The sequence below is a fragment of the Burkholderia sp. AU33803 genome, assembly GCF_002223095.1.
In the GTDB taxonomy this organism is placed as follows: Bacteria; Pseudomonadota; Gammaproteobacteria; order Burkholderiales; family Burkholderiaceae; genus Burkholderia.
The window spans coordinates 653,407-670,787 of sequence record NZ_NKFJ01000004.1 but is presented as its reverse complement, the minus strand read 5'-3'; the positions used below and the strand labels follow the sequence as shown (position 1 = coordinate 670,787).

Below are 17,381 nucleotides of genomic sequence, written 5' to 3'. Positions count from 1 at the left end.
CCGTAGACTGCGGTACGCGCATCGCGCATTCCACAACCCTGATTGCTTTCCCGCCATGTTCACGCTGTCCAACGACCCCAACGCCTCCAAGGCCGGCCAATACGCAACGCTCGTCGAGCAGGCACGCGCGCTCGTCGAGTCCGAACGCGACCTGACCGCGAATGCGGCCAACTTCTCCGCGCTGGTCTACCACTCGCTCGACCGTCTCAACTGGGCCGGCTTCTACTTTTTCGACGGGACGGAACTCGTGGTCGGGCCGTTCCAGGGCAAGCCCGCCTGCGTGCGGATCGCGCTCGGCAAGGGCGTGTGCGGCACGGCGGCGCAGACGCGCGAGACGCAAGTCGTGCGCGACGTGCATGACTTCCCCGGCCATATCGCGTGCGACGCCGCCTCGGAATCGGAAATCGTCGTGCCGCTGGTGGCCGCCGACGGCACGCTGATCGGCGTGTGGGACGTCGACAGCCCGGTCGCCGCGCGCTTCGACGACGAAGACCGCAAGGGGATGGAAGCGCTGTGCCGCGTGTTCGTCGAATCCGCGTGGCAGAAGGCACGCGGTTGAGCCCAGGCCGGGCCGCGCTCCGCCACCGAGCAACTGGTCCCCGCGTTCACGCGTAAATCGCGCCGCGCTTCGCGGCCTCGAACGAAAACGAAACGGGCCCCGCAAAGGGGCCCGTTCCACTGTGCCACCGCACCACCGTTCGTGGCGCACTGCAGGTATCAGGCGGCGTGCGTGCCCGACAACACCGGGAACGCCTGAGGCTTCGCGTCCTCGGTCAGCACCTCGAAGCCCGTTTCTGTCACCACGACCATGTGCTCCCATTGGGCCGACAGCGAATGGTCCTTCGTGACCACCGTCCAGCCGTCCGCCAGCATGCGCGTGTCGCGCTTGCCCGCGTTGAGCATCGGCTCGATCGTGAAGATCATCCCCGGCCGGAGCGGCACGCCGGTGCCCGGGCGGCCGTAGTGCAGCACCTGCGGCTCATCGTGATAGACATCGCCGATGCCGTGCCCGCAATATTCGCGAACCACGCTGAATCCTTCGCGATGCGCGACCTGCTGGATCGCGTATCCGACGTCGCCGAGCGTCGCACCCGGACGCACCGCGCGGATGCCCGCGTGCATCGCCTCATAGGTCGTCGCGACGAGGCGCCGCGCGAGTTCGTTCGGTTCGCCGACGAAATACATGCGGCTCGTATCGCCGAACCAGCCGTCCTTGATCACCGCGATGTCGAGGTTCACGATATCGCCGTCGCGCAGCGGCCGCGACGTCGGAATGCCGTGGCACACCACGTGATTGACCGACGCGCACACGGTTTTCGGATAGCCGTGATAGCCGATGTTCGCCGGGATCGCGCCGAGCACGTCGACGATGTAGTTGCGGCAGAGCACGTCCAGCTCGTCGGTGGTGACGCCCGGCTTCACGTGCTCGGTGATCATCGTCAGCACCTGCGACGCGAGCTTCGCGGCTTCACGCGACTTGGCAATTTCCGCGGCGCCGCGGATCGGGATTTCTCGTTTCGCCATTACGCCACCTGCTCGATGCCGTGCTCGACCGGTTCCGCCGGCCCCGTCTCGCCGCCCCGTGCTTCGGCCTCGATCAGCATCCGGCAGATGTCGCCGTAGGACAGCGCCGGATTGAGTTCCGCCAGCATCCCGACGCGCAACCAGTGTTCGGCCTGTGCATTGATCGAGCGGCTCAGCGCCGTGCTGGTCGAGCGCAGCCGCTCGTGCATGTGCTCGGAAATCTTGATGATGCCCATATATCCCCAATTAAGCGAAACGTAGTCGATTCGTATATTACGCCGCGCACGACCGCCGGGCAAGCCATTCGAATTCCGTCGGGCCTTCTCAGGTCGATCCCGTTGACATCGAATTCCAGTTTGCTGGAAAATAAATCCATCATGAAAGAATCAGCGACCACCGTTGCCGACGACACCGGCATCAACGAACGCATTGCCCGGCGCGTACGCGACCTGCGCACCGTGCGAGGCTACACGCTCGATGCGCTGGCCGCGCGCTCCGGCGTCAGTCGTTCGATGATCTCGCTCATCGAACGCGCTTCGGCGAGCCCGACGGCGGTCGTGCTCGACAAGCTCGCGGCCGGGCTCGGCGTGTCGCTGGCCGGCCTGTTCGGCGGCGACCCGGACGATACGCCCGCGCAGCCGCTGGCCCGCCGCGCGCAGCAGGCCGAATGGCGAGATCCCGCGTCCGGCTATGTGCGACGCAACCTCTCCCCGGCCGGCTGGCCGTCGCCGATCCAGCTCGTCGAGGTGGATTTCCCGCCCGGTGCACGCGTCGCGTACGACAGCGGCGGACGCGAAAGCGCGCTGCATCAGCAGGTATGGGTCATCAGTGGCCGCGTCGACGTCACGTTCGGCGATGCGCTTCACGAACTTCACGAAGGCGACTGCCTGGCTATGCGGCTCGACCAGCCGCTGATTTTCAGCAATCCGTCGTCGCATGCCGCGCGCTATGTCGTCGCGATCTGCGATGCGTCTGCCGCCGCCGGCGTGCGGAACCCCTGATGAGCGCGTCGTCGCAGCAGCGATGCGCGCGCCCTATTTATTGCCTACAGGAGCCGGTATGAATTCCCCGAAACAGCGCGACGACGTGCGCCTGATCGATTGCAGCGAAGCCGAGCATGCGCCGGCCATCCTCGAGATCCTGAACGACGCGATCGCGAACTCGACCGCACTGTACGACTACAAGCCGCGTCCGCCGGAAGCGATGGTCGCGTGGTTCGCGGCGAAGCGCGCGGGCGGCTTCCCGGTCATCGGCGCGGTCGACGCAGCGGGCACGCTGCTGGGCTTTGCGAGCTGGGGCGCGTTCCGCGCGTTTCCCGCCTTCAAGTACACGGTCGAACACAGTGTGTACGTGCATCGCGACCAGCGCGGCCGCGGGCTGGGCGAGGTGCTGCTGCGCGAAGTGGTCCGGCGCGCGCGTGAAGCGCAGGTACACGTGGTGGTCGGCTGTATCGATGCGACCAATGCGGGAAGCATCGCACTGCATACGAAGCTCGGATTCGTGCACTCGGGCACGATCACGCAGGCGGGCTTCAAATTCGGCCGCTGGCTCGATGCGGCGTTCTATCAGCTGACGCTCGACACACCGGCGCAGCCGGTGGATGGTTGAGCCGAATGAAGTCGCGCACAACCCGTGTGCGCGCCATGCCACCGTTCGGCCGGACCGCCAGCGGCTTTCACTTCGTTCGCACGCTGCCGGACCGTGGGCCCGCTATTTCCGCAAGAGCGGCGCAACGACGCGCTCGAGACGATCGGCAGTCCACGACGGTTGCGGATCGTCCCAGCCATTGTCGACGAGGAGCCCGTTCCGGTCGATCGTGAAGTTCACCGGGATCCGCCACATGCGCCCGTAGCCTCCGGCATAGGCACTGCCCAACAGCCCCACCGGAAAGCTCAGGCCGGCCGCCACCTGCCGCACCTCCGCGAGGTTGTCCGCCCCGTCCAGGCTGAAGCCGAGCACGCGCAGGCCGGCCGCCGCATGGCGCGCGGCATACGCGGACAACAGCGGCAGTTCGGTCCGGCAGGGCTCGCACCATGTGGCCCAGAAGGTCAGGATGACGACATAACCCCGCCAATCCTCGCTGGCGATGCTTTGTCCGTCGAGCGTATGCAGGACGAGGCCGGGCGCCGGACGGCCGACCGTCAGGCTGCCGGCCTGCGCCGCCGGCAGCCATCCGCCGACGCCGGCGCCCAGTGCAAGCCCTCCAGCCATGCGCAGCCAGTCGCGCCTCGCCCGGCGACGCCCGCTGCTTCCGCCAAAACCGTCAGAACGCATAGCTCGCCCCCACCGTGCCCGACCAGCGCGGAAACAGCTGATAGCCGCTGAGCCTGCTGTACAGCGCCTTCTGGACGAACGCATAGACGTTCAGGTTCTTCACGACGTTCACCGTCACGCCGGGCGACAGATAAACGACCGTGCCGGCCGTGTTGCCGGTGTCGGCGAGCGCCCCCTGGTCCGAACTCTTGCGCGTCACGTTGATCTGGAGCTGCGGCACGATCCTCGGGTTCTCCTCGTAACGCAGGCCGACGCTGACCGTCGCCTGGTTACCGGGTCGGAAGTCCTCGCCGAGGCCGCGAAGGTTCTCGACCACCGCAGCCTGGAATTGACCGTTGATGAACGCGTCGAAATTCTGGCTGATCGGCTGATAGTAGTACGCACCGACGATCAGATCGGTACTGCCCGTCCCGGGCTGCAGGCTCGTATCGAGGGCCTGGCCGTTCGCGCTGTTCGGGCCAGACGAGAAGAACACCGGGCTACGCCCGACGTTGGCGCCCGTCAGCACGTTCTGGCCGCCGTACTTTCCCGTCGGCAGCTTGACCCCCAGTTGCACGCCGAGATTGCGGGTCGGCAGGAAGCCCTGATAGCTGGCGATCAGCTTGATGTCGCCCAGCCCCTTGCTGGTGACGCCGCTCAGATTGTCGGATGTGAGCTGGTCCGGCGTGGCATTCCCGTACGTCGAGTGGCCCCGATCGACGAACGGCACGATCGCGCTGAAGTTCCACTTGGGGTTCGGGCTGTAGCTGATGCCCAGGTTCCAGTAGCGATTGATCGTCTGGTTCTCGACCTCCTGGCTGCCGCCTGCCGCATTGATCGCCGCCGGTACGACGTTCGAAACCGCATGCGTTCCGCTGCGCAACTGGTTCTGCGGGATGAAGGTGTAGTCCAGGCTGATACGCCAGCCCGGCATGGCCGAATACCCGGTCGCGGCATCCGTGCTCAGCGAGCAGCCACAGGTCGCGCAGGCGTGGGCGGCAACCGGCAGGGTCAAGCCCGTCAGACAGGCGAGCGCGGCCAGCGCCGCGTCGACGGTCTGCTTCGATTCGATTCGCATTTCGTTCCCCTCTCATGTCGTGTGCATGCACGCGCGTGATCCGCAACGTGACGGACGCGCGGTGCGAGATGACCCGATTGCCGGCTGGCTGCGGGCGTTTCATGCGCCGCGCGGGAGCCTGCCCGGATCAATTGCTGGAGTGACTACGTCAGAGGTAGAACGGCGAATCGCGGGGCCGGCCCGCGCTGGGGATATCCCGAAGGACGAACGGGCGTGAAGCCGGTGGATGTGCGACGGCATAGCCGGGAACCGCCAGCCATTGCGGCAAGGACGGTGACGGTGCAGGCGCATGATGCACCAGCAGGTCGCAATAGCCGCAAGCCGCGAAATGGTCAGCGGCAAGGGCGTGATTGTCGACGTCGGGCTGTCCATCGGCCGAACAGATCGATGCGACTGGTGCATCCCGGTCAGGGGAGACCAGGCCATGGCTCACGAGCGGCGCAATGATGACAAGCAGCATGGCAAACATGCCAAGCCACGCTGTCCGACGATTGCGGGAACGTGCGGTCATGATGAGCGGCATCGGGACGGTCGCTGGATCTTAGCCGAAGCCAGCCGTGGCAACCGGACAATCGTCGTCGGCACGATGCGGCCCTGCCCCGCACGGTTCTCGTGACGGCGCGCGTTCGAAACCGGCCGCCGGGATCCGGCAGCCGTTTGCGATGACGATCGTGCTGCGGATCGATACGCCCGCACTGTCCACTCGTCGATTTGACTTCATTGAACTGTCCCCCGCCCGGTCGATTGGCCAGGTGGCGCCGAAGTCGCATGGCGCGCATTGAGCCTTTCGATTTCTGAATTCGATAACGCAAACGGCGTGCCATGTGAGGCAGGCGCCCGCTGTCATTACACGTCAGGCGTATGCGAAAAAAACGCCTCCGTGTTGATCGCATGAAGTGTTTCAGACCTGCAACGCTGCCGTCGACATCGTGACGAACGTGTCGGGCACGACGCGTCATGCGTACGTTCTTCCAAGCTGACGTCGATCGGATACGGCCACTTGCCTGCTTCGCGCAAGGCACTCAATCGAGGTTGCGCAATACCATCGGTACGATGCGCACTGTCGCAGACAATCTCGCGTGCGACGGATCATTCGTCGCATCAACGCGTGCTTCCGTTTCAGTCTCGTAACGCATACGTGAATTTCGTTCCAGACGACTCATGTTCAATCCGCGCATCGCACGTCGGACGCGTGGCGGTTGCAACGTCGGGGAGTCGGGGAAAGTGGCTCTCGGTGCAGAAAAAAGAAAAGCCCCGCCGAAGCGGGGCTTTGTCTGGAGGCGCGAGCCGGAGTCGAACCGGCCTAAACGGCTTTGCAGGCCGCTGCATAACCGCTTTGCTATCGCGCCAAAAGCGGACTGTGCGCATGCCGTGAGGCAAGCGACAGATTTTTTATTCGAGGACTGAAAGTCCATCAAATAAAAAGGGAAGCGTGGCTTCCCCATTACTTGGAGCGGGAGACGAGTCTCGAACTCGCGACCTCAACCTTGGCAAGGTTGCGCTCTACCAACTGAGCTACTCCCGCATTGTCCTGCATCTGCAGCGCTTCGCCGACCAACACGCTGCCAGAAAAATCTGGAGCGGGAGACGAGTCTCGAACTCGCGACCTCAACCTTGGCAAGGTTGCGCTCTACCAACTGAGCTACTCCCGCATGTGTCCTGCATCCGCAGCGCTTTGCCGACCAACACGCTGTCAGAAAAAATCTGGAGCGGGAGACGAGTCTCGAACTCGCGACCTCAACCTTGGCAAGGTTGCGCTCTACCAACTGAGCTACTCCCGCGTATTGCTGCGCTACTGCTTCCCCGTCACACACTTACTTCGTCGTGCAGCGGAGAAGCGAGATTATGTCGAAGGCACATTCGTGTGTCAAGGGCTTTTCCAGCCCTTTTTACAAAAACCTGCTCGACCGGACGCATCACGCGCCGCCGCGTTCGCGAATCTGCGGCCATGCGAGCTTCATGTAGTACAGCATCGACCAGATCGTCAGCACCGCGGCGAGATACATCAGCCATTCGCCCCACACGCGCGTGTCGATCGTCGCGACGCCGAGCGGCAGCGGCCCGTAGAACAGCAGCATCGGAATCGCGACCATCTGGCAGGCGGTCTTGAACTTGCCGAGCTGGTTCACCGCGACGCTCTTCGACGCACCGATCTGCGCCATCCACTCGCGCAGCGCCGAAATCGCGATCTCGCGGCCGACGATCACGAGTGCGATTGCCGCGTCGACCCGCGAAATCTGCACGAGGATCAGCAGCGCGGCCGTCACCATCAGCTTGTCCGCCACCGGATCGAGAAATGCACCGAACGACGACGTCTGGTTCCACTTGCGGGCCAGATAGCCGTCGAACCAGTCGGTCAGCGCCGCAAGAATGAAGATCGCCGCCGCCGCGAGATTGCGGTGCGCGCCGCCCATCACCGTGTCCGGCAGATAGAACACGCCGACGACGAGCGGAATCAGCACGATCCGTACCCACGTCAGGAAAATCGGGAAATTGAACGGCATGGCATGCGGGACAGTAAAGGATTCGCAATTGTGCCGTGTCGACCGGCCTGCCACAAGAACGCTGGCAAGGCGGCCGGCCGCACGGCCGCGTCAGTGAAGCTGCTTGTAGATCTGCTCGGCGAGCGCGTGCGAGATGCCCTCGACACTCGCGAGTTCCTCGACGCTCGCGGCCACCACGCCGCGCAACCCGCCGAATCGCGCGAGCAGCCGCTGCCGGCGCTTCGCGCCGACGCCCTCGAGTTCCTCGAGCCGCGATGTCTGGCGCGCCTTCGCCCGCTTGGCACGCATGCCGGTGATCGCGAAGCGGTGCGCCTCGTCGCGGATCTGCGCGACGAGCATCAGCGCGGCGCTTTCCTTGCCGAGTTCGAGCGGCGTGCGTCCGTCCGCGAACACGAGCGTCTCGAGGCCGACCTTGCGCCCCTCGCCTTTCGCGACGCCGACCAGCATCGACGTGTCGAGACCGAGCTCGGTGAACACCTGGCGCGCGATTTCGACCTGACCCTTGCCGCCGTCGATCAGCACGATGTTCGGCAGCAGGCTCGACGCCTCGGCCTGGCGCGTCGACTCGCCGTCGATGCCGGCCGCATCGTCGGCGGCAGCCGCCTGCGCGGCCTGCTCGACCATCTTCTCGTAGCGGCGCGTGAGCACCTGCCGCATCGCCGCGTAGTCGTCGCCCGGCGTGATCCCGGTGATGTTGTAGCGGCGGTATTCGCCCGACTGCATCTTGTGATGGTGGTAGACCACGCACGACGCCTGCGTTGCCTCGCCCATCGTGTGGCTGATGTCGAAGCATTCGATCCGCAGCGTCGCGAGATCGTCGCATTCGTAGCTGAGCGTCTCCGCGAGCGCACGCGTGCGCGCCTGCTGCGAGCCCTGCTCGGACAGCAGCCGCATGAGCGCGATCTGCGCATTCTGCTCGGCCATCGACAGCCACGCACGCCGCTGCCCCTGCGGCTGCCGCACCAGCGACACCTTGTGGCCGGCCTGCTCGGACAGCAGCTCGAGCAAGTCGCGGCTCGCGGGCGCATGGCTCACGACCAGCACGGGCGGCACGCGGTTGCCGAGATAGTGCTGCGCGATGAACGCGTCGAGCACTTCGGCCTCGACCGACGCCACTGCGTCACCGCGCGTGCGGCCGGGTTCTTCCGCGGGGAGGTCGGGCAATACATCGGCGGACACATCGGTCGCCTCCGCCAGCTCGGACTCGTCGCCGATCCCGCCCTCGGCGAGCGTCAGCGCGCTTTCGACGTGCGTCGGGAAATACGCCTTGTCGCCGAGATGCCGGCCGCCGCGCACCATCGCGAGGTTCACGCACACGCGGCCGCCTTGCGCGACGACGGCCAGGATGTCGACGTCGCTGTCGCTGCCGACCTCGATCGCCTGCTGATGCAGCACCGTCGCGAGCGAGCTCATCTGGTTGCGCACGGCCGCCGCCTGCTCGAATTTCAGTTCGGCCGCGAACGCGTGCATCTTCTGCTCGAGCTCCTTCATCACTTCGGACTGCCGGCCGAGCAGGAAACGCGCGGCGTTCGATACGTCGATCGCGTAATCCTCGTCGGAGATCGCGCCGACGCACGGCGCCGTGCAGCGCCCGATCTGGTGCAGCAGGCACGGCCGCGTGCGGTTGTTGAAGACCGAATCCTCGCAGGTGCGCAGCTGGAACACGCGCTGCAGGATCTGGATGCTCTCGCGCACGGCCCAGGCGCTCGGGAACGGCCCGAAATACTGGTTCTGCTTGTCGACCGAGCCGCGGTAGTAGGCCATCCGCGGAAAACGGTGCGCGGTGAGCTTCAGGTACGGATACGACTTGTCGTCGCGAAACAGGATGTTGTAGCGCGGCGCGAGCGCCTTGATCAGGTTGTTCTCGAGCAGCAGCGCCTCGGCCTCCGAGCGCGTGACGGTCGTCTCGATGCGCGCGATGCGCGTGGCCATCATCGCGATGCGCGGCGACAGCTGCGTCTTCGTGAAATAGCTCGATACGCGCTTCTTCAGGTCGCGGGCCTTGCCGACATAGAGCACGGCGCCCGCCGTGTCGTAGTAGCGATAGACGCCCGGCATGTGCGGCAACTGCGCAAGGATCTTCTTCGGTTCGAACGGGGTATCGGAAGCTTCAGGGGATGTCATGCGTGATCCGGGCGCCTTGTAACGCGGAACGGGTCTATTAGAATCGCCAGTTTAGAGCATTCACCGGCCCGCTTCGATGCCCCGCACCACCGCTGCCCCCCTGCCCGCCGCGCCGCTCGCGCCGGGCGAACCGATCGCCTGCGACCTCTTCTGCACGGTGGTCGACAATTTCGGCGACATCGGCGTCTGCTGGCGCGTCGCGCGCCAGCTCGCGCACGAGCACGGCTGGCAGGTTCGCCTGTTCGTCGACGACCTGCGCACGTTCGCACGCCTGCTGCCCGGGGTCGATCCCGACGCGGGGCGGCAGACGGTCGACGCGATCGTGATCGAGCACTGGCATGCGGAAGCCGGCGACGCGCTGGAGATCGCCGATGTCGTGATCGAAGCATTCGCGTGCGAGCTGCCCGGCGCGTATCTCGCGGCGATGGCGCGGCGCGAACGGCGCCCCGTGTGGATCAACCTCGAATACCTGAGCGCCGAGGACTGGGTCGCCGATTTCCATCTGCGGCCGTCGCCGCATCCGCGCTACCCGCTGCTGAAGACGTTTTTCTTCCCCGGCCTGTCGGCCGGCACCGGCGGCGTCCTGAAGGAACACGACCTCGATGCGCGCCGCACGGCCTTCGAAGCCGATGCGGCGGCGCGCGATGCCTGGTGGCAGCGCGCGACCAGCGGCGCGCCGCCGGCCCCCGGTACGACGGTCGTCAGCCTGTTCGCGTACGAGAATCCGGCCGTCGACACGCTGCTCGCGCAGTGGCGCGACGGCCCGACACCGGTCGTCGCACTCGTGCCGGCCGGCCGCGTATCGCCTGCCGTTGCGCGTTTTTTCGGGGTCGAGTCGTTCGGCGCGGGCACGCATGCGCGCAGCGGCAACCTGGCTGCTCACGGGCTCGCGTTCGTCCCCCAGGCCGACTACGATCCGTTGCTGTGGGTGGCCGACCTCAATTTCGTGCGCGGCGAGGATTCGTTCGTCCGAGCGCAGTGGGCCCGCAAGCCGTTCGTGTGGCACATTTACCCGCAGGCCGACGACGTCCATCTGCCGAAGCTCGACGCCGCGCTCGCGCACCTGTCGGCCGGCCTCGCCGACGCGCCGCGCGCGGCGCTCGAGCGGTTCTGGCATGCATGGAACGGCGTCGGCACACCCGACTGGGCCGATTTCTGGCAGCACCGCGCCGCACTGGACGCCAACGCGGCCCGCTGGGCCGATGCGCTCGCGGCCGTCGGCGATCTCGCCGGAAAGCTGGCGGAATACGCAAAATCTCAGTTAAAATAAGCGGTTATCCGACGGCTGACCAGGCAAGCGCTCGCTTTTGGCGTCCACCGGAACGCACCGCTTGCGCCGTCAGCCGTTGCGCAACGCTCAGGCACCTATTTATTTGATTTGATCAGGACAGTTTTTTATGAAAACCGCACAGGAACTCCGCGTAGGCAACGTCGTGCAGATCGGCAGCGACGCATGGGTCATCGCCAAGGCTGAATACAACAAGTCGGGCCGCAATTCCGCCGTCGTCAAGATGAAGATGAAGAACCTGCTGACGAACGCAGGCCAGGAAGCAGTCTACAAGGCCGACGACAAGTTCGACGTCGTCGTGCTCGACCGCAAGGAAGTGACGTACTCGTACTTCGCCGATCCGATGTACGTGTTCATGGACGCCGACTACAACCAGTTCGAAGTCGAAGCGGAAATGATGGGCGAAGCGCTGAACTACCTCGAAGACGGCATGGCTTGCGAAGTCGTGTTCTACAACGAGAAGGCGATCTCGGTCGAACTGCCGACGGTCCTGGTTCGCGAGATCACCTACACGGAACCGGCAGTCAAGGGTGACACGTCGTCGGGCAAGGTGCTGAAGAACGCGAAGCTCGCAACGGGCTTCGAACTGCAAGTGCCGCTGTTCTGCAACACCGGCGACAAGATCGAAATCGATACGCGTACGAACGAATACCGCAGCCGCGCGTAATCGCCAGCGATACCCGCATCGAACAAAGCGCCCTTCGGGGCGCTTTTTGTTTGTCCGGCGCCAACAACCGGCGAGAGTCAGGCTCATGTAAAGCACAAAAGCCACCGGTAAAGATATTCAATTTGTATCATCGGTAACTGTTTTATAGCGCCGGAGAAATATTGCTCGTTACGCGTTCAGCGGGGCATAAAATCAGCTTTTAATCTGACATGCGGCTGCGGCCACGATGACCGACAGCCCGCCTCTCTTGACTCGACTCGCGTCCACCATGCCACACGCCCTGATTGTCGAAGACGATCCCAACAGTCTGTCCGGCCTCACCGCGCTGCTCGCCGCGGACGGCTTCTCGGTCGACACGGCCACGTCGCTCGCCGAAGCGCGCACGGCGCTCGGCCGCTCGATTCCCGACGTCGTTCTCGTCGACCTGAACCTGCCGGACGGCAGCGGGTTCGACCTGCTCCAGCACCTGCCGCAGCAACAGCCGAACGGCTCGCTGCCCGTCATCGTGCTGACCGGCAATGCGACGGTCGAGAGCGCCATCGAGGGGCTGCGTCACGGCATCTGGGACTACCTGCTGAAGCCGATCAACATCCCGCGCCTGCGCAGCCTGCTTGCACGGATCCCGCGTCCGTACGAACTGATCGACGAAGTGCAGTCGTTGCGCGCGTCGCTGCGCCATCTCGGCCGCTTCGGCGCGCTGGTCGGCCGCAGCGACGCGATGCAGCACGTGTACGACATGATCGAGCACAACGCGCGCACCGAAACGGCGGTGCTGTTCTCGGGCGAAGCCGGTACCGGCAAGAAGCTGGCCGCGCGCACGCTGCACGACCTGAGCCGGCGCCGCAAGGGGCCGTTCGTGTCGTTCGACTGCCGGACGATCGCCCAGGCCGGCCGGCACGGTGCGTCGCTCGACAGCGTGCTGTTCGGCCATGAGCGCGGTGCGTTCGATGGCGCCGAGCGCCGCGAATCGGGCCTGTTCGAACAGGCCGGCGGCGGCACGCTGTTCCTCGACGAAATCACCGCACTGCCGCTCGTGCTGCAGGAAGCCCTGCTGCATGCGCTCGATTCGCAGAACTTCATGCGGATCGGCGGCACGAGTTCGATCACGAGCGATTTCCGGCTGATCGCGGCCACGCGACGCCCGGCACGCGAAGCGGTCGCGAACGGCACGCTGCGCGAGGATCTGTGGCTGCGCCTCGATGCGGCATCGATCACGATGCCGCCGCTGCGCGATCGCGACGGCGACGCGCTCGCGATCGCGGATGCGCTGATCGACGAACTGAACCGCGACGCGCGCGCAACCGGCCGCAGCACGACCGACAAGCGCGCGGCGCCGGGCTTCGTCCGTGAATGCCTGTCCTACGAATGGCCGGGCAACGTGCGCGAGCTGCAGGAGCGCGTGCGCTTCGCGTACGACGCATCGGGCGATTTCATCGAGACGCTGCGCGCGGGCGAGCCGAGCTTCTCGGCCGGCGCCGCACTGAACGGCAGCAGCGTGCAGATCAAGGTCGGCACGCCGCTGTCCGACGTCGAGGATCTGCTGATCCGTGCGACGCTCGACGCCGTCGGCGGCACGCGCCACCGTGCGGCAACGCTGCTCGGCATCAGTCCGAAGACGCTGTACAACAAGCTGCAGCGGATGAAGGTGAACTGAGCAGGTGACGGTGCTCGAGGGCGCTGGCAGAGTTTGACCGTTAGTTGCGTCAAAGCACACGACTTCAACCTGCCTGGCTCCTGAAGCTGCCGGGTTCGCACCCGCTGTCAGGCATAAAAAAGCCGCGCGATTGCGCGGCTTTCTGTTTCGGCAACCGGAACGGCGCGGGTCCCGCCGTCCCCTCCCCGCTCAGGCCAGTGCGCTGCTCAACAGCGCCTGCGCCTGCCGATACTCGGGCTGCGCGATCAGCTTGTCCCACTTGAGCGCCTTGCCGCGCCCACGCATCCGCTTGATGCGTCGCACCGACTCGTCCGTGGCCCGCGCTTTCAGCCCGTTCAGCACGACCTCGGCCGCGTCCGGCTGGTTGCAGACGAGCACCATGTCGCAACCGGCCGCGAGTGCGGCGTCGGCCGCCTGCGTGAGCGTGCCGCCTTCGCGCGCGGCTTCCATCGACAGGTCGTCGCTGAAGATCGCGCCCGTGAAGCCGAGCCGTCCGCGCAGGATGTCCTGCAGCCACACGCGCGAGAAACCGGCCGGCCGCTTGTCGACCTGCGTGTAGATCACGTGCGCGGGAATCACCGCGGACAGCGACAAACCGAGCCAGTCGTACGGTGCGACGTCCTGCTTGAGGATCGCGTCGAGCGTGCGGTCGTCGGTCGGCAGCGCGACGTGCGAGTCGGCCTCCGCGAAGCCGTGCCCCGGGAAATGCTTGCCGCAGTTCGCCATCCCGGCGAGCGACAGCCCGTGGTTCAGGCTCTTCGCGAGCAGCGTCACGACGCGCGGATCACGATGGAACGCGCGATCGCCGATCACTTTCGAGTGCCCGTAGTCGAGGTCGAGCACGGGCGTGAAGCTCATGTCGATGCCGCATGCACGCAGCTCGGCGGCCAGGATGTAGCCGACGGCCGTGGCGACCTTCGTCGCGAGCAGCACGTCGCGATCCCACAGCTCGCCGAGGCGGCGCATCGCGGGCAGCACCGTGAAGCCGTCGGTGCGGAAACGCTGCACGCGCCCGCCTTCGTGATCGACGGCGATCAGGATGTCTTCACGCACCGCGCGGATCGAGTCGGTCAGCGCGGTCAGTTGCGCGCGGTTCTGGAAGTGCCGCGCGAACAGGATCACGCCGCCGGTATTCGGATGCGCGAGGCGCCGCGCATCGTCGCGCGACAGGGCCGTGCCGACGACGTCGAGCATGACCGGGCCGGGAGTCGTTTTCATCGAATCGGGAATTCCGTCAGGAGGAGGTTCGGGAAACAGGTGCAGGCGCCGCGTCCGTCTCGGCGACCACGAACGACACCGCATAGTCGCGTTCGTCGCTGACCGTCACGCGCGCCGTGATGCCGCGGGCCGCCAGCCAGTCGGCCAGCTCGCCCGACGCGACCACGTACGGCTCGCCGCTCGGATGGTTGAGGGTCTGCAGCGCACGCCACGTCATCGGCCAGTGCATGCCGAGCCCGATCGCCTTCGAGAACGCTTCCTTCGCGGAAAAGCGCGTCGCGAGGAACGCGATGCCGCGCGCCTCGGAGCGGGCACGGCGCGCATGGAACACGCGCAGCTCGTCGGGGCCCAGCACCTTCTCGGCAAACCGGCCGCCCGTGCGTTCGAGCACGGCCGCGATGCGGCTCACCTGGGCGATGTCGGTGCCGATACCGTAGATCGCCATGTCAGTACGCGCCGGTACGACCCGGCCGGGCCGGGTCAGGCATGACGCGCGACGCGCGGCGGCATGCCATGTTCAGCGCGCGCCGCCATGCAGCGCGGCAACGCGTGCGGCGACCATGATCGCCTTCATTTCGCGCACCGCGTTGTCCCAGCCCGCGAAAATCGCGTGCGCGACGATCGCGTGGCCGATGTTCAGTTCGACGATGCCGTCGATCGCGGCGATCTGCTGCACGTTCGTGTAGTGCAGGCCGTGCCCGGCATTGACCTTCAGGCCGAGCTGCGCGCCGGCCTGAACGCCCGCGACGATGCGCTCGTATTCGCGCTGCTGTTCGGCTTCGTCGTGCGCTTCGGCGTAACGGCCCGTATGCAGCTCGATCACCGGCGCGCCCGCTTCGTGTGCGGCACGGATCTGCGTCTCGTCCGGGTCGATGAACAGCGACACGCGCACACCCACGTCGGCAAGCTGCTTGCACGCCGCACGCACGGCCTCGAAGTGGCCGGCGACATCGAGACCGCCTTCGGTCGTCAGTTCCTCGCGCTTCTCGGGCACGAGGCACGCGTCGTGCGGACGCACTTCGCAAGCGATATCGAGCATCTCGGCCGTCACCGCGCATTCGAGGTTCATGCGCGTCTTCAGCAGCGGACGCAGCTCGCGCACATCCGCATCGACGATGTGGCGGCGATCCTCGCGCAGATGCAGCGTGATCGCATCCGCACCGGCTTCTTCGGCGGCGAGCGCCGCGCGGATCGGATCGGGATAGGTCGTGCCGCGCACATTGCGCAGCGTCGCGACGTGGTCGATGTTGACGCCGAGGTCGATGGCGGTGGGCGTGGTCAGGAAGAAGCTCATAGGTTTTGCAGGTCGATCAGGATCTGACGCGTGGCAAGCGGCGTACCGCCGAGATAGGTGTTCAGCAGGAAGCGCATCAGCGTCTTGCTTTGCGCAACCGTCTGGGCTCGATGGTAATCGTCCTGCTCCATATCGAGCAACGTCTGTCCGGAAATGACCGGCCAGTGCGATGGGACTTCGTCGTCCGCATTGCGCACGCCACGCTCGGGATCGAACACGTAGCGACGATCAGGCTCGACCGCCCGGCGCGCGACCGTGCGGTTCAGCGCCATCGCGTAGCCGGTCTCGCGCAGCAGCACGCGCTCGAACGAACGCAGCACCTGCACCGCGGGTTCGCCGTGCGCGAGGCGCGTGAGGGTCAGCACGTAATGATTGAAGAGCGGCGGCTGGGGATCCTCGCGTGCGCAGAATTTCACGAGCAGCTCGTTCGCGTAGAAGCCGCACAAGAGCCCGTCGCCGCCGAGCGGCAGCATCCCGCCTACCCACTCGGCGCCCGTCAGCGTGCGCACCTCGGATTTGCCCGACCAGGACAGCAGCAGCGGCTGGAAGGTCTGCAGTACGCCGCGCAGCGCGGAGTGCGGACGCTTCGCGCCCTTCGCGACGAGCGCGAGCCGGCCATGATCACGCGTCAGCACGTCGATGATCAGGCTCGTTTCCCGATACGGATAACTGTGCAGCACATACGCCGGTTGCTCGGCGACACGGAAATCGGACGTGCGTGACGTCGCGCGCCGCGCCTTGCGCGGCGGTTCAGGCGGTGCCGGCAGCGGCGCGTCGTTCGCGCCGGCCGTCACCGCGTCTTCAGTCGACGTCAGCGCGTCATTCGTACCCATAGGCGCGCAGCCCTGCCTCGTTGTCGGCCCAGCCGCTCTTCACCTTCACGAAGGTCTCGAGGTACACGGGGCCGTCGAACAGCTTCTCCATGTCCATCCGCGCCTCGGTGCTGATCTGCTTGAGCTTCTCGCCCTTCTTGCCGATCACCATCGCCTTGTGCGAATCGCGCTCGACGAGGATCGTCGCGAAGATGCGCTTCAGGCGCCCTTCCTCCTCGAACTTGTCGATCAGCACGGTGCTCGTGTACGGCAGTTCGTCGCCGGTCCAGCGGAACACCTTCTCGCGCAGGATTTCGGCTGCGAGGAAACGCGAGCTGCGGTCGGTCAGCTCGTCCTCGCCGTAGATCGGCTCGCCTTCCGGCAGGTACGGCTTGATCGTGTCCAGCAGGCGTTTGATGTCTTCCGGTTTCTGCGCCGACAGCGGCACGAGCTCGGTGAATTCGCGCAGCTCGCTCACCTTCTGCATGAACGGGAACAGCGTCGCCTTGTCGTTCACGCGGTCGATCTTGTTCGCGATCAGCAGCGTCGGCATGCCGGGCGGAATCAGGTCCAGCACCTTCTGGTCGTCGGGGCCGAAGCGGCCGGCCTCGATCACGAACAGGATCACGTCGACCGACGTGAGCGTCGACGTGACCGCGCGGTTCAGCGAACGGTTCAGCGCGGTGCTGTGGCGGGTCTGGAAACCCGGCGTGTCGACGAACACGAATTGCGCGTCGTCGAACGTATTGATGCCGGTGATGCGGTGGCGGGTCGTCTGCGCCTTGCGCGACGTGATGCTGATCTTCTGGCCGACGAGTGCGTTCATCAACGTCGACTTGCCGACGTTCGGGCGGCCCACGATCGCGATCATGCCGCAACGGAAACCGGTAGGAGCGGGAGTGTTCATATCGTTTGGGAGACAGGTTCGGAAACGGCCGCGCGGCGCGCGGCACGATCGATGGGCA

Annotated in this window: 18 protein-coding genes and 4 tRNA genes; 6 read left to right on the top strand and 16 right to left on the bottom strand. The window is 65.8% G+C overall.

Translation table 11 applies throughout. The features are described 5' to 3' along the window. The first annotated feature begins 55 nt into the window (after positions 1-55). On the top strand, positions 56-559 hold the full coding sequence (locus tag CFB41_RS05650; RefSeq protein ID WP_089455852.1) for a GAF domain-containing protein: 504 nt from the start codon (positions 56-58) through the stop codon (positions 557-559). A gap of 158 nt (positions 560-717) precedes the next feature. Here CFB41_RS05650 and map read toward each other — a convergent pair whose 3' ends face one another. Together map and CFB41_RS05640 are read right to left on the bottom strand one after the other, a co-directional pair. Continuing rightward, a complete protein-coding gene (map, locus tag CFB41_RS05645) occupies positions 718-1,524 on the bottom strand; it encodes a type I methionyl aminopeptidase (protein WP_089455851.1) in 807 nt (268 codons plus the stop codon). Further along, positions 1,524-1,760: a ParD-like family protein gene (locus CFB41_RS05640; protein ID WP_039348336.1), complete on the bottom strand. Its 237-nt coding sequence runs from the start codon at positions 1,758-1,760 to the stop codon at positions 1,524-1,526. Before CFB41_RS05640 ends, map begins: the two co-directional genes overlap by 1 nt. A 141-nt stretch (positions 1,761-1,901) precedes the next feature. Here CFB41_RS05640 and CFB41_RS05635 point away from each other — a divergent pair, with 141 nt between their 5' ends. Both CFB41_RS05635 and CFB41_RS05630 read left to right on the top strand, forming a co-directional pair. Further along, on the top strand, positions 1,902-2,525 hold the full coding sequence (locus tag CFB41_RS05635; RefSeq protein ID WP_089455850.1) for a helix-turn-helix domain-containing protein: 624 nt from the start codon (positions 1,902-1,904) through the stop codon (positions 2,523-2,525). A 58-nt stretch (positions 2,526-2,583) separates the two neighbouring features. Further along, positions 2,584-3,132 (top strand): GNAT family N-acetyltransferase, encoded by a 549-nt coding sequence (locus tag CFB41_RS05630; RefSeq protein ID WP_089455849.1) that lies wholly within the window; start codon positions 2,584-2,586, stop codon positions 3,130-3,132. 102 nt (positions 3,133-3,234) lie between these two features. On the opposite strand, the gene CFB41_RS05625 is transcribed toward CFB41_RS05630, so the two are convergent. The 9 genes from CFB41_RS05625 to uvrC all read right to left on the bottom strand — a co-directional run bounded on the left by CFB41_RS05625 (position 3,235) and on the right by uvrC (position 9,483). Beyond that, positions 3,235-3,798 (bottom strand): TlpA disulfide reductase family protein, encoded by a 564-nt coding sequence (locus CFB41_RS05625; protein ID WP_089455848.1) that lies wholly within the window; start codon positions 3,796-3,798, stop codon positions 3,235-3,237. Then, complete coding sequence (locus CFB41_RS05620) at positions 3,788-4,855, bottom strand: hypothetical protein (protein ID WP_089439557.1); 1,068 nt, start codon at positions 4,853-4,855, stop codon at positions 3,788-3,790. The genes CFB41_RS05625 and CFB41_RS05620 overlap by 11 nt, the downstream gene beginning before the upstream one ends. A 148-nt stretch (positions 4,856-5,003) precedes the next feature. Next, a complete protein-coding gene (locus CFB41_RS05615; protein ID WP_179249966.1) occupies positions 5,004-5,366 on the bottom strand; it encodes a DUF2946 domain-containing protein in 363 nt (120 codons plus the stop codon). 764 nt (positions 5,367-6,130) lie between these two features. After that, positions 6,131-6,204 (bottom strand) — tRNA-Cys (locus tag CFB41_RS05610). A 100-nt stretch (positions 6,205-6,304) separates the two neighbouring features. Then, a tRNA-Gly gene (locus CFB41_RS05605) sits at positions 6,305-6,380 on the bottom strand. Positions 6,381-6,431: 51 nt separating this feature from the next. Then, positions 6,432-6,507 (bottom strand) — tRNA-Gly (locus tag CFB41_RS05600). Positions 6,508-6,560: 53 nt separating this feature from the next. Then, positions 6,561-6,636: transfer RNA gene (locus CFB41_RS05595), tRNA-Gly, on the bottom strand. Positions 6,637-6,771: 135 nt separating this feature from the next. Further along, positions 6,772-7,359 carry a CDP-diacylglycerol--glycerol-3-phosphate 3-phosphatidyltransferase gene (pgsA, locus tag CFB41_RS05590; RefSeq protein WP_011351424.1) on the bottom strand — a complete coding sequence of 196 codons (588 nt, stop codon included), beginning with the start codon at positions 7,357-7,359 and terminating at the stop codon, positions 6,772-6,774. Between the two features lie 90 nt (positions 7,360-7,449). Then, entirely contained in the window at positions 7,450-9,483 is a 2,034-nt protein-coding gene (uvrC, locus tag CFB41_RS05585) for an excinuclease ABC subunit UvrC (protein ID WP_089455846.1), read from the bottom strand. Positions 9,484-9,559: 76 nt separating this feature from the next. On the opposite strand from uvrC, the gene earP reads away from it, so the two are divergent. The 3 genes from earP to CFB41_RS05570 all read left to right on the top strand — a co-directional run bounded on the left by earP (position 9,560) and on the right by CFB41_RS05570 (position 13,092). Next, entirely contained in the window at positions 9,560-10,753 is a 1,194-nt protein-coding gene (earP, locus tag CFB41_RS05580; RefSeq protein ID WP_089455845.1) for an elongation factor P maturation arginine rhamnosyltransferase EarP, read from the top strand. Between the two features lie 127 nt (positions 10,754-10,880). Next, complete coding sequence (gene efp / locus CFB41_RS05575; protein WP_011351421.1) at positions 10,881-11,438, top strand: elongation factor P; 558 nt, start codon at positions 10,881-10,883, stop codon at positions 11,436-11,438. A gap of 268 nt (positions 11,439-11,706) precedes the next feature. Then, the gene (locus tag CFB41_RS05570; protein WP_089439554.1) at positions 11,707-13,092 is read left to right on the top strand and encodes a sigma-54 dependent transcriptional regulator; all 1,386 of its coding nucleotides are present in this window, start codon (positions 11,707-11,709) and stop codon (positions 13,090-13,092) included. A 189-nt stretch (positions 13,093-13,281) separates the two neighbouring features. Here the strand turns inward: CFB41_RS05570 and nagZ are convergent, their stop codons facing one another. The 5 genes from nagZ to era all read right to left on the bottom strand — a co-directional run bounded on the left by nagZ (position 13,282) and on the right by era (position 17,323). Further along, positions 13,282-14,310, bottom strand: coding sequence for a beta-N-acetylhexosaminidase (gene nagZ / locus CFB41_RS05565; RefSeq protein WP_089455844.1), 1,029 nt, complete (start codon positions 14,308-14,310; stop codon positions 13,282-13,284). Between the two features lie 16 nt (positions 14,311-14,326). Continuing rightward, complete coding sequence (acpS, locus tag CFB41_RS05560) at positions 14,327-14,755, bottom strand: holo-ACP synthase (RefSeq protein ID WP_011351418.1); 429 nt, start codon at positions 14,753-14,755, stop codon at positions 14,327-14,329. Positions 14,756-14,827: 72 nt separating this feature from the next. After that, positions 14,828-15,604 (bottom strand): pyridoxine 5'-phosphate synthase, encoded by a 777-nt coding sequence (gene pdxJ / locus CFB41_RS05555; RefSeq protein ID WP_089455843.1) that lies wholly within the window; start codon positions 15,602-15,604, stop codon positions 14,828-14,830. After that, entirely contained in the window at positions 15,601-16,437 is an 837-nt protein-coding gene (recO, locus tag CFB41_RS05550) for a DNA repair protein RecO (protein ID WP_011351416.1), read from the bottom strand. Before recO ends, pdxJ begins: the two co-directional genes overlap by 4 nt. Then, positions 16,424-17,323: a GTPase Era gene (gene era, locus CFB41_RS05545; RefSeq protein WP_006476493.1), complete on the bottom strand. Its 900-nt coding sequence runs from the start codon at positions 17,321-17,323 to the stop codon at positions 16,424-16,426. Before era ends, recO begins: the two co-directional genes overlap by 14 nt. Between the last annotated feature and the right edge of the window lie 58 nt (positions 17,324-17,381).